10 protein-coding genes are annotated in these 11,553 nt (G+C 71.3%); all 10 read right to left on the bottom strand.

Annotated elements, in window-relative coordinates; genetic code table 11:
* Window positions 1–38: 38 nt before the first annotated feature.
* The 10 genes from ispG to OO67_RS26725 all read right to left on the bottom strand — a co-directional run bounded on the left by ispG (window position 39) and on the right by OO67_RS26725 (window position 11,494).
* Window positions 39–1,196, bottom strand: a complete 1,158-nt coding sequence (ispG, locus tag OO67_RS26775) for a flavodoxin-dependent (E)-4-hydroxy-3-methylbut-2-enyl-diphosphate synthase (RefSeq protein WP_033304132.1) — start codon at window positions 1,194–1,196, stop codon at window positions 39–41.
* A 182-nt stretch (window positions 1,197–1,378) separates the two neighbouring features.
* Window positions 1,379–2,689: a M50 family metallopeptidase gene (locus OO67_RS26770; RefSeq protein ID WP_033304131.1), complete on the bottom strand. Its 1,311-nt coding sequence runs from the start codon at window positions 2,687–2,689 to the stop codon at window positions 1,379–1,381.
* Window positions 2,686–3,948: a 1-deoxy-D-xylulose-5-phosphate reductoisomerase gene (gene dxr, locus OO67_RS26765; RefSeq protein ID WP_208861088.1), complete on the bottom strand. Its 1,263-nt coding sequence runs from the start codon at window positions 3,946–3,948 to the stop codon at window positions 2,686–2,688. Before dxr ends, OO67_RS26770 begins: the two co-directional genes overlap by 4 nt.
* Before the next feature lie 52 nt (window positions 3,949–4,000).
* Window positions 4,001–4,765, bottom strand: a complete 765-nt coding sequence (locus OO67_RS38305) for a hypothetical protein (RefSeq protein ID WP_033304127.1) — start codon at window positions 4,763–4,765, stop codon at window positions 4,001–4,003.
* A gap of 79 nt (window positions 4,766–4,844) precedes the next feature.
* Window positions 4,845–5,021 (bottom strand): hypothetical protein, encoded by a 177-nt coding sequence (locus OO67_RS26755; protein ID WP_157841743.1) that lies wholly within the window; start codon window positions 5,019–5,021, stop codon window positions 4,845–4,847.
* Between the two features lie 38 nt (window positions 5,022–5,059).
* Entirely contained in the window at window positions 5,060–6,304 is a 1,245-nt protein-coding gene (gene aroA, locus OO67_RS26750; protein WP_033304123.1) for a 3-phosphoshikimate 1-carboxyvinyltransferase, read from the bottom strand.
* 81 nt (window positions 6,305–6,385) lie between these two features.
* Window positions 6,386–8,332: an acyl-CoA dehydrogenase family protein gene (locus OO67_RS26745; RefSeq protein WP_033304121.1), complete on the bottom strand. Its 1,947-nt coding sequence runs from the start codon at window positions 8,330–8,332 to the stop codon at window positions 6,386–6,388.
* A gap of 502 nt (window positions 8,333–8,834) precedes the next feature.
* Window positions 8,835–9,059 carry a hypothetical protein gene (locus tag OO67_RS38760; RefSeq protein WP_157841742.1) on the bottom strand — a complete coding sequence of 75 codons (225 nt, stop codon included), beginning with the start codon at window positions 9,057–9,059 and terminating at the stop codon, window positions 8,835–8,837.
* 124 nt (window positions 9,060–9,183) lie between these two features.
* A complete protein-coding gene (locus tag OO67_RS26730; RefSeq protein ID WP_033304117.1) occupies window positions 9,184–9,873 on the bottom strand; it encodes a DUF1524 domain-containing protein in 690 nt (229 codons plus the stop codon).
* A gap of 175 nt (window positions 9,874–10,048) precedes the next feature.
* Window positions 10,049–11,494 (bottom strand): aldehyde dehydrogenase family protein, encoded by a 1,446-nt coding sequence (locus OO67_RS26725; protein WP_033304116.1) that lies wholly within the window; start codon window positions 11,492–11,494, stop codon window positions 10,049–10,051.
* Window positions 11,495–11,553 lie beyond the last annotated feature (59 nt).

Raw genomic sequence — 11,553 nt, 5'->3', positions numbered from 1 at the left:
AGGACACGGCCTGCGGGGCACGGAAAGGCGATGGGCGGTCAGCCGGCGATGGAGACCTGGGGCTCGCCCGAGGCGATGCCGTCCTTCTCCATCTGCTCCGCGATCTTCATGGCTTCCTCGATGAGGGTCTCCACGATCTTCGACTCCGGGACGGTCTTGATGACCTCGCCCTTCACGAAGATCTGGCCCTTGCCGTTGCCGGACGCCACACCCAGGTCCGCCTCGCGGGCCTCACCGGGGCCGTTCACGACACAGCCCATCACGGCGACCCGCAGCGGGACCTCCATGCCCTCGAGGCCCGCGCTCACCTGGTCCGCGAGCTTGTACACATCCACCTGTGCGCGACCGCACGACGGGCACGACACGATCTCCAGCCGCCGCTGCTTCAGGTTCAGCGCCTCGAGGATCTGCAGTCCGACCTTGACCTCCTCCGCGGGAGGAGCCGACAGCGACACCCGGATCGTGTCCCCGATGCCCTCGGACAGCAGCGCGCCGAACGCCACCGCGGACTTGATCGTCCCCTGGAACGCCGGGCCGGCCTCCGTCACACCCAGGTGCAGCGGGTAGTCCGACGCCGCGGCCAGCTGGCGGTAGGCGTTCACCATGACGACCGGGTCGTTGTGCTTGACCGAGATCTTGATGTCCCGGAAGCCGTGCTCCTCGAAGAGCGACGCCTCCCACAGCGCCGACTCCACGAGCGCCTCGGGCGTCGCCTTGCCGTACTTCTTCAGGAGCCGCGCGTCCAGGGAGCCCGCGTTCACGCCGATGCGGATCGGGGTGCCCGCGTCCCCGGCCGCCTTCGCGATCTCCTTGACCTTGTCGTCGAACTGCTTGATGTTGCCCGGGTTCACCCGGACCGCGGCGCAGCCCGCGTCGATCGCCGCGAACACGTACTTCGGCTGGAAGTGGATGTCCGCGATCACCGGGATCTGCGACTTCTTCGCGATCGTCGCCAGCGCGTCCGCGTCGTCCTGTGTCGGACACGCCACCCGCACGATCTGGCAGCCCGAGGCCGTCAGCTCCGCGATCTGCTGCAGCGTCGCACCGATGTCCGACGTACGGGTCGTTGTCATGGACTGCACCGACACCGGTGCGTCACCGCCGACCGCGACCGTGCCGACCTGGATCTGGCGGCTGACCCGACGGTCGGCGAGCTTGGTCGGAACGGCCGGCATTCCGAGAGAAATCGCAGTCATGCGCTGAGCATCCCCAAGGTGTGGATCAGTGTGGATCGAGGTCCCGAGAACGGCGGGCTCCAGGCTCCGAGGTTACGGCACCCCAGGAGAACGGGGCGCACCCATGCCGGTCAAACCGCTCTTTGGTGGGCGGCCGGACACCAGCTGTGTGGCCGGCCGCCACCCATGGGACGTGTGGGACGTCAGGTGATCTTCACGGGGTTCACGATGTCGGCGACCAGCACCAGCAGCGTGAAGCAGATGAAGATCCCGGCGACGACATAGGCGACGGGCATGAGTTTCGCCACGTCGAACGGGCCGGGGTCGGGTCGCTTGAAGACCCTGGCCACATTCCGGCGCAGGGATTCCCAGAGGGCGCCCGCGATGTGCCCGCCGTCCAGGGGGAGGAGGGGCAGCATGTTGAAGAGGAACAGTGAGAGGTTGAAGCCCGCCAGCAGGAACAGCATCATCGCGACCTGGTTCTGTGCCGGGATGTCCAGGTTCATCACCTCGCCGCCGATCCGGGCGGCGCCGACCACGCCGACCGGGGAGTCGTCGGCGCGCTCGCCGTCGCTGAACGCCGCGTTCCACAGGTCGGGGATCTTGGAGGGCAGGGCGATGATCGAGTCGACACCGTTCTCGATCATGTCGCCCATGCGGACGACCGAGTCGCCGAAGGAGAGCGGCAGGATCTCCGTCCTGGCGGCGAAGCCGAGGTAACCGGCGCTGATGTACTGGTCGGGGACGACCTGGCCGTCGGCGTCCTTCTTGGCGACGGCGTTCTTCTTCAGGACGGCGTCGAGGGTCTGTTCCTGACCGTCGCGCTGCACGGTGATGGTGGCGGGGCCGATGGTCTGCCGGATCCTGTCCGAGAGGGTCGCCCAGTCGTCGATCTTCTGCCCGTTGAAGGCGACGATCGTGTCGCCCTCCCTCAGTCCGGCGGCCTTGGCCGGCGACACCGGGTCGGACGCCTTGCAGGTGTCACGGTTCTCGCTCTGCGCGATCACGCACTGCTGGACGCCCGCGACCTCGGTGGTCTGTGTCTGGAAGCCGAAGGTCATGGCCACGCCCATGAAGATCGCGACGGCCAGGACCAGGTTCATGAAGGGGCCGGCGAACATCACGATCACGCGCTTCCACGGCTTGCGCGTGTAGAAGAGGCGTGTCTCGTCGCCCGGCTCGAGCTCTTCGAAGGCGGCGGAGCGGGCGTCCTCGATCATCCCGCGCCACGGTGAGGTGGAGCGTGCTTCGATCCGGCCGTCGGGCCCCGGGGGGAACATGCCGATCATGCGGATGTAGCCGCCCGCGGGGATCGCCTTGATGCCGTACTCGGTCTCGCCCTTCCTGCGCGACCAGATGGTCGGCCCGAAGCCGACCATGTACTGCGGCACCCTGATGCCGAAGAGCTTGGCCGTCGACAGGTGGCCCAGTTCGTGCCAGGCGATCGAGAACAGCAGACCCACGGCGAAGATGGCGATACCGAGGATCGTCATCAGGATCGTCGTCATGCTCATGCGTGCGCCTCCGCTGTCGCTTCCGCCGAGAGTTCGCGGGCCCTGGACCGGGCCCAGGTCTCCGCTTCGAGGACGTCCGCGACCGTCAGTGAAGTTCCCGTGGCGGGGGTGCCGTGTTCGGCCACCACCGATGTGACCGTATCCATGATTCCGTTGAACGGCAGCCGTCCCGCCAGGAACGCGTCCACGCACTCCTCGTTGGCCGCGTTGAACACCGCCGGTGCCGTGCCGCCCAGGGTGCCGACGTGCCGGGCGAGCCCGACGGACGGGAACGCCTCGGTGTCGAGCGGGAAGAACTCCCAGCTGGAGGCCGTCGTCCAGTCGAAGGCGGGGGCCGCGTCCGGGACCCGCTCGGGCCAGCCGAGCCCGATGGCGATGGGGCCCCTCATGTCGGGCGGGGTCGCCTGGGCGAGGGTGGAACCGTCGGTGAACTCCACCATCGAGTGAACGAACGACTGGGGGTGGACCACGACCTCGATCCGGTCGAACGGGATGTCGTAGAGGAGGTGCGCCTCGATGACCTCCAGGCCCTTGTTGACCAGGGTCGCGGAGTTGACCGTGATGACCGGCCCCATGGCCCAGGTGGGGTGCGCCAGGGCCTGCTCCCGGGTCACGTCGTCCAGCTCACTGCGCGTACGCCCGCGGAACGGGCCGCCGGACGCGGTGACGACGAGCTTGCGCACGTCGGCACGCTTGCCCGCGGCGAGGGCCTGGAAGAGCGCGGCGTGCTCGGAGTCGACCGGGATGATCTGGCCGGGGGCCGCCAGCGCCTTCACCAGCGGGCCGCCGACGATCAGCGACTCCTTGTTCGCCAGGGCGAGGGTGCGGCCCGCCCTCAGCGCGGCGAGTGTGGGGGCGAGACCGATCGAGCCGGTGATCCCGTTCAGCACGGTGTGGCAGTCGCTCGCCGCGAGGTCCGTCGCGGCGTCGGGACCGGCCAGGATCTCCGGGAGCGGCTCCCCGGCCCCGTAGACCTCACGCAGGGCCTCGCGGAGCGCCGGCACCTTGTCCCCGTCGGCGACCGCGACCGTACGCACACGCAGCTGCCGGGCCTGCTCGGCGAGGAGCCGGACCCTGCCCCCCGCGGCGGAGAGCGCGGTGACGCGGAAACGCCCGGGGTTGCGCAGGACCAGGTCGATGGCCTGGGTGCCGATGGACCCGGTGGAGCCGAGGATCACCAGATCCCGGCGGCCTTCCGCCGCGTCGAAGACGAGATGCGGGTCGGCGAGGGGTGAGGGGCTGTCGCTCATGGCCCCCATTGTCGCCGCATCCGCTGTGCGCGATGACAGGGCGTCCCCGTCCGCGCGTGCCTCAGGCCTGCCCGGCACGGAATTTCTTCCACTGGGCGGCCATGACGTCCTCCGGAACCCCGCCGATGTCCTCGGTGCCGAGGATGTCCGCGCGGAACGCGAGGGTGGTGGAACCGGACCGCAGGACGGTGAGGTACTCGTACAGCTTCAGCTTGCCCTTCACGTCGAGCACGGTGAAGCGGTAGGCCTTCGCCTCGTCGGCCTCGTCCGCGAAGGCGGGCAGCGCGGCGGGTTCGACCTTCTCGTACCTGGCGCGCGCGACGGCCCGCTCCTCGGTGAGGCCTCCGGCGCACTCCCGGCCGGCCCTGTCCAGTGACGCCATGACCTTCACGGCCTCGCCGTCCCCGTACGAGCGCAGGGTCACGTCGACGGTGACCCCGAGCATCTCCTCGGGCTTGTCGGCCTTGCGCTGCACCTGGGCGACCGGGTCGTGGTCGCTGACGTCACCGGCGAGGCTGACGAGCGGCTGGCAGACGGCGGGGTCGGCGGTGTACGCGTCTCCGAGCGGCCCGTCCAGGGTGTACTCGGACGCCGTGAGGGCGCCGGCCGGCTCCCCGTCGGTGAAGGCGACGGCGGTGAGCTGCGCCTCGGTGAGCCCGTCGGCCGGAGCCGCCGTGGCTGCCGCGTGCGAGGGGGCGGGGCTCTGCACGGCCCCACCCTTGCCGGTGTCGCCGCTGCCACATCCGGTGAGGCCCACGAGGGCCGCCACCACGCATCCCGCCGCCACGGCGCCCCGTCGGCCGCCCTCCCCGTACACCCCGAACATCCCTGCCCCTGTCTCCCGTTGACGCGCCGGACCGGTGTCCCGCATCGCGGCCGAGGCTCGATTGTGCGGCATCCGGGGCTCAGAAAGCCGTACCGATGCCGAACTGCTCCCGCAGCCGGCGCATGACCGCCAGGTCGCGTCCGGCAGGTTCGTCGCCGAGCAGGGCGTCGGTGCCCCGGCCCCCGGCGATCACCACGGCGGCGCCGGCGTGGCGCAGCAGCGCCGGCACGGAGACGACATCGTTCCGGGACGTCATGCGCGCGACCGTGGTGCGCCCCGTCCCGGGCCGCACGGTCATTTCCGGCCGGCGCTCCTCGCCACGAAGTCCGCGAACGCCTCGTGGAACCCCGGGAACGTCTTCCGTACGCAGCCGGGGTCGTCGTAGCTCATACCGGGCGTGCGCAGACCCGCGACGGCGAACGACATCACGATGCGGTGGTCGCCGTGGGTGACGATCTCGGTGGGACGCGGGGTGCCGGGGTGGATCTCGATCCAGTCGGGTCCGGTGCGGACGGTGATGCCCATGGCCCGCAGGTTCTCCGCGCAGGCCTCCAGCCGGTCGCACTCCTTCACCCGGGTGTTGGCGACGTCCTCGATCCGCACCGGCGAGGTGGCGAAGGGCGCGATCGCCGCGAGGGTCGGCATCGTGTCGGAGATGTCGCGCATGTTGACGGTGAGGCCCGAGAGCCGGCCGGAGGACCGTACCGTCGTGGAGTCCGCGGTCGTACGCACCTCGGCGCCCATCCGGCGCAGCACGTCGGTGAAGCGCAGGTCGCCCTGGAGTGCGCCCGTGCCGAGGCCGGGGACGGTGACCTCGTCGCCCGTGAGGGCGGCAGCGGCGAAGAAGTAGCTCGCTGTGGAGGCGTCGGGTTCGACGGCGTAGGTGGTGGCACGGTAGCCGCCCGGGGGGACGCCGAAGGTGTTCCCGTCCCGGACGACCTCGACGCCGAAGCTGCGCATCATCGCGAGGGTGATCTCGATGTACGGGGCCGAGACGAGCTCCGTGACGTCGATCCGGAGGCCTTCGGCGGTGAGCGGGCCGAGCATCAGCAGAGCGGTGAGGTACTGGGACGACTCCCCCGCGTCCAGGGTCAGTTCGCCGCCCTTGACGCCCGACGCCTCGATGGTGAGCGGGTGATGCCCCTCCGCCCCTTCGTGGCGCAGGTCGACGCCGAGGGAGCGGAGGGCCTCGGTGAGGGGCGCGAGGGGGCGGCGGCGCATCTGCGCGGAGGCGTCGAACCGGTAGGTGCCGGAGGCCGCCGCCGCGGCGAGTGTCGGCAGGAAGCGCGCGGTGGTGGCTCCGTCGCGGCAGTGCACCTCGGCGTCCGTGGCGGACGGCCCCGAGGGCCGCCCCTCGATGTGCCATCGGTCCGGCTCGCGGCCGACCTCGTATCCGAGGCGGGTCAGCCCTTCGGTGAACCCCTCGGTGTCGTCCGAGTGCAGGGGCCGCAAGAGGGTGGTGGTGCCGTCCGCCGCGGCCGCCAGGAACAGGGCGCGGGCGGTGACGGACTTGGAGCCGGGGATGTCGATGACGGTCACGGGCCCCCATTTTGCCGTGCGGCGGGCAGCCCTGCGGGGCTCGTCCAGGCAGTGGACGGGCCCCACGGGGTGCCGCCGGGTTCAGCGGATGGGGCGGTGGACGTCGTCCCCGGTGGCCGGGCCCGGGGTGGCGTCGGCGATCCAGGGGCCGTCGCCACTGGGGTCGATGACGCCCTCCTCCAGCCAGGTGTAGGTCCCGGAGAGGACCCCGTCCACGACGCGCTTGTCGATGTCGTCGGTGTTGGACCAGAGCCGGTTGAAGAGCTCCTCCACGCGGATGCGAGACTGCCGGCAGAACACGTCCGCGAGCTGGTAGGCCTCGCGGCCGTGGTCGTCGTCGGCCCGCAGGTGCTCGGCGCGGACGCAGGCGGCGCTCATCGCGAAGAGTTCGGCGCCGATGTCGACGATCCGGCCGAGGAAACCCTGCTTGGTCTCCATGCGGCCCTGCCAGCGTGACATCGCGTAGAAGGTGGATCTGGCCAGCTTGCGGGCCGAGCGCTCGACGTACCGCAGGTGCACGGAGAGGTCGGGGTGGCCGGGGACACGGAACTCGCCGTAGGCGTTGGGCAGCAGGCCGGGGCCGCTGACCAGCTTCGGCAGCCAGCGTGCGTAGAAGCCGGCGGCGTTGGCGCCCGCCTTCGCCTTGTCGGAGAGCGGCTTGTCGGGATCGATGATGTCGCCGGCGACCTTGAGGTGGGCGTCGACGGCCTCGCGGGCGATCAGCAGGTGCATGATCTCCGTGGAGCCCTCGAAGATCCGGTTGATCCGCATGTCGCGGAGCATCTGCTCGGCGGGGACGGCGCGTTCGCCGCGGGCCGCGAGCGAGGCGGCCGTCTCGAAGCCGCGCCCGCCGCGGATCTGGACGAGTTCGTCGGAGATCAGCCAGCCCATCTCCGAGCCGTACAGCTTGGCGAGGGCGGCCTCGATGCGGATGTCGTTGCGGCTCTCGTCGGCCATCTGCGAGGAGAGGTCGACGACCGCTTCGAGGGCGAAGGTGGTGGCGGCGATGAAGGAGATCTTCGCGCCGACCGCCTCGTGCCGGGCGACCGCCCTGCCCCACTGCTCGCGGACCGCCGACCATTCACGGGCGATCTTGAGCGACCACTTCCCGACGCCGACGCACATGGCGGGCAGCGAGAGACGGCCGGTGTTGAGCGTGGTGAGGGCGATCTTGAGGCCGGCGCCCTCCGGGCCGATGCGGTTCGCGGCGGGGACGCGGACCTCGTGGAACCGGGTCACCCCGTTCTCGATGCCGCGCAGTCCCATGAAGGCGTTGCGGTGCTCCACGGTGATGCCCGGGGAGTCCGCCTCCACGACGAAGGCTGTGATGCCGCCCTTGCGGCCTTCGGACGCGGGGACCCGGGCCATGACGACGAGCAGGTCGGCGACGACGCCGTTGGTCGTCCAGAGCTTCACACCGTCCAGGACGTAGTCGTCACCGTCGGGTACGGCCGTGGTCGCGAGGCGCGCCGGGTCGGAGCCGACGTCGGGTTCGGTGAGGAGGAAGGCGGAGATGTCCGTGCGCGCGAGGCGGGGCAGGAAGGCGTCCTTCTGCTCCTGCGTACCGAACATCTTCAGCGGCTGCGGTACGCCGATCGACTGGTGGGCGGAGAGCAGCGCACCGATCGAGGGGTTCGCCGAACCGGCCAGTGCGAGCGCCTTGTTGTAGTAGACCTGGGTCAGCCCCAGGCCTCCGTACTTGGTCTCGATCTTCATGCCGAGGGCGCCGAGTTCCTTGAGGCCGTTGATCACCTCGTCGGGGATCCGGGCCTCACGCTCGATGAGGGCGCCGTCGACGTGGTTCTCGCAGAACTCGCGCAGCCGGGCGAGGAATGCCTCGCCTCGCCGTACGTCGTCCGGGGCCGGCTGGGGGTGGGGGTGGATCAGGTCCAGCCGGAAGCGTCCGAGGAAGAGTTCCTTGGCGAAACTCGGTTTGCGCCAGTCCTGTTCACGGGCGGCCTCGGCCACCTGCCGTGCTTCGCGCTCGGTGACTTTGGGGGCCTGGGGGATGTCGGATGGGGCGGACATGAGGAGCTCACCTCGCCGCGAGTCGGGATATGGGTCGGGCCGTACGCGTGCCGATCGGTACCACTCGTCCGTATCTACCCGATCTGCGCCACCCCCACCACCTCTGCGGCGGCTCCCCCGAGTCCGCGGAAGCTGCCGGAGCCGGCGCGCGGTTGCCCGGCGTGGGAGCCCTCACAGCACCCGTCCCGGCCGGTGCGGCCTGCCGGGAGGCGGATTCGCCGCTCGATGCCGGGCCGGGGCCGCTCGGCCGGTCGGGCGACCTCGTCCGTCCCGGGCGCCGGCGGGTCCGTGGCGTGGTGACCGGCATCCGGCCGGCTGTCCGTGGACCGCCCGCACACCGCGCGGTACCGGCGCCCCGCCGGGGCGCGGGACCCCCGGGACGCGGCCTCCACGGCGCGGAAGCCGGAGCCGCCGTCGTCCGGGCGCCTCGTGGCCCCCACCGCTGGGCACGACGTGGCCGCCCACGGCTGAGTACACCGCGGGCGGCCTCCCGGCACGGGCCTCAGTCGTAGACGTACGTGGTGCCCAGGACCGCCGCGTGCTCGAGCACGTCCTCCAGGGGGTCGTCGATCTGCCCGGTCTGGATGAGGCCCACGCGGGGCGCGTTGTGCGAATTGGTGTGCGTCTCGTCGGCGCAGGCCGACCCCGCGGACAGTCCGGCGGCCATAAGGGCGGCGCAGCAGCCGACGGCTCCTCGGAGCAGCGATCGCGTCCGGTGTGACTTCACGTGGTGACCTCGTCTTCTTCTCATCGGATGTGTCCACCCGCTTATCACCTCAACTGCTGGACAGGCCCGAGGTCACGCAAGATCATCCGCCGGTGAGGGATCCGCCGTGCCGGGCGGCGCACGTTCAGGGGGCCGGGGTGTACTGGACGACGGTGTCCTCGCAGGGCCCTTCGGCGAACACCTTGAGCGCCTCCATCTCCGGGTTGTCGGCGGTGAGCTGCCACCGGAGCTTCGTCGTCACCCACTCCCCCACGTAGCGGCAGTGGGCTTCCGGCACCGGCGGGATCCACTCGGCCGGATCCTGCGCGGCCCTCTGCCGGTTCACGCGAGCCGTCACCGCGGCCAGCGATGCCGACGCGCCCTGGTCGTTCGCGTACGCCTCACGCCGGGCAGGGCTCCACGCCGAGGCGCCGGAGTCCCAGGCCTCCGCGAGCGGCACCGTGTGGGCCACGCCCAGGGTGTCGGGGCCGGACACCTCCTGGCCGTCGTAGTACGACTGCCAGGTGCCGCCGGTCAGCTCGCACCCGGCCGCCACGGCAGGGGCCTTGACCGCCTCGTCGAGCAGCACCTCGTTGCGGGTGTCGCAGCCGTCGGAGGGGAGAAGGCCCGCGTTCCAGTGCTTGAAGTGCGAGGAGGCGTAGCCGGTCCGGTTCTCCTTGGCGACCTTGACCAGGCCGACGGCGTCGGCGAGCGTGGTCACCCCGGCGGACTGCGGCCCCTGGGGAGCCCGGGCGGCCTGTGCCGGTGCGGAAGCGGTGAGCGGGACGAGGGCGAGGGAGACCGCGCCGAAGCCGCGCAGGATTTTCCTGATCACCCCCGCGTTCTACCGGCCGCCCGTGCCCGGCGGGCGTCGACGGTCGTCTCTCACCCGCACGTGCGTCGAAGTTCACCGCAGGAACGATTCACGGACGTGACCGCCCAGGGGGCCGACGGAGCGGCCGGAGCCCCCGCACAGCGGGCTCCGGCCGCTCCGTCGTGGGTGTCCCGTGCTACAGGGCCAGGCCGGTGAGGACCAGCACCCGCTCGTAGGTGTAGTCGTCCATGGCGTAGCGCACGCCCTCACGGCCCACCCCGGACTGCTTGGCGCCGCCGTACGGCATCTGGTCGGCGCGGTAGGAGGGCACGTCGCCGATGACCACGCCGCCCACCTCCAGGGCCCGGTGCGCCCGGAAGGCGGTCTGCAGGTCGTGGGTGAAGACGCCCGCCTGCAGGCCGTACTTCGAGGAGTTGACGGCCGCGAAGGCCTCGGCCTCGCCGTGGGTCTTCTGGACGTACAGGACCGGACCGAAGATCTCCTCGCGGGCGAGCGTCGTGGTGCCGGGGAGGTCGGTGAGGACCGTCGGGGCGTAGGTCGCACCGTCGCGCCCGCCACCGGTCAGCAGCGTGGCGCCGGCGCCGACGGCCTCGTCGACCCAGGACTCGACGCGACGGGCGGCGTCCTCGCTGACCAGCGGGCCGACGTCCGTGGCCGCGTCGGAGGGGTCACCGGTCACCAGTGCCTCGACGGCCGCGACGATCTTCGGGACGAGCCGGTCGTACACGGTGGCGTCGGCGATGACACGCTGCACCGAGATGCAGGACTGGCCGCCCTGGTAGTTGGAGAAGGTCGCGATACGGGTCGCCGCCCAGTCGAGGTCCTCCTCGGAGGAGTAGTCGCCGAGGACGACCGCTGCTCCGTTGCCGCCGAGCTCCAGGGTGCAGTGCTTGCGCGGCACCGACTCCATGATCGAGTAACCGACCGGGCCGGATCCGGTGAAGGAGATCACCGGGAGCCGCTCGTCCTGGACCAGGGCGGGCATCTTGTCGTTGGGCACGGTCAGCACGGACCAGGAGCCGGCCGGGAGGTCCGTCTCGGCCAGCAGCTCGCCCAGGATCAGGGACGAGATCGGGGTGGCCGGTGCCGGCTTGAGGATGATCGGCGCACCGACGGCGATCGCCGGAGCGACCTTGTGGGCGCTCAGGTTGAGCGGGAAGTTGAAGGGCGCGATACCGAGGACGGGGCCGCGCGGGAAGCGCCGGGTCAGTCCGAGCCGGCCGGTCCCGCCGGCGTCCGTGTCCAGCCGCTGGGCGTCGCCGCCGTTGAAGCGGCGGGCCTCCTCGGCGGCGAACCGGAAGACGGAGACGGCGCGGCCGACCTCACCACGGGCCCACTTGACGGGCTTGCCGTTCTCGGCGGAGATCAGCTGGGCGATCTCCTCGGTGCGCTCGGTGAGGCGGCGTACGACGTGGTCGAGCGCGGCGGCCCGTACGTGCGCCGGGGTCGCGGCGAACTCCTCGCGCACGGCGTACGCGGCTGCGACGGCCTCCTCGACCTGCGCGTCGGTCGGCACGGCGACCGTGCCGACGAGACGGCCGTCCCAGGGATTGGTGACGTCGAAGCTGTCCTCGCCGGTGGCCTGGCGGCCGGCCAGCCAGAAGGCGTGGGTGGAAGTCATGCGGTTCCGGCCCTTCGGGGGTGGTGAACGAAGATCGCCGGGCGCCACGGAGCGCCCTT

It is taken from the genome of Streptomyces atroolivaceus, from assembly GCF_000717025.1.
In the GTDB taxonomy this organism is placed as follows: domain Bacteria; phylum Actinomycetota; class Actinomycetes; order Streptomycetales; family Streptomycetaceae; genus Streptomyces; species Streptomyces atroolivaceus.
The sequence above is the reverse complement of the archived record's forward strand: the minus strand, read 5'-3'. Positions and strand labels throughout refer to the sequence as shown.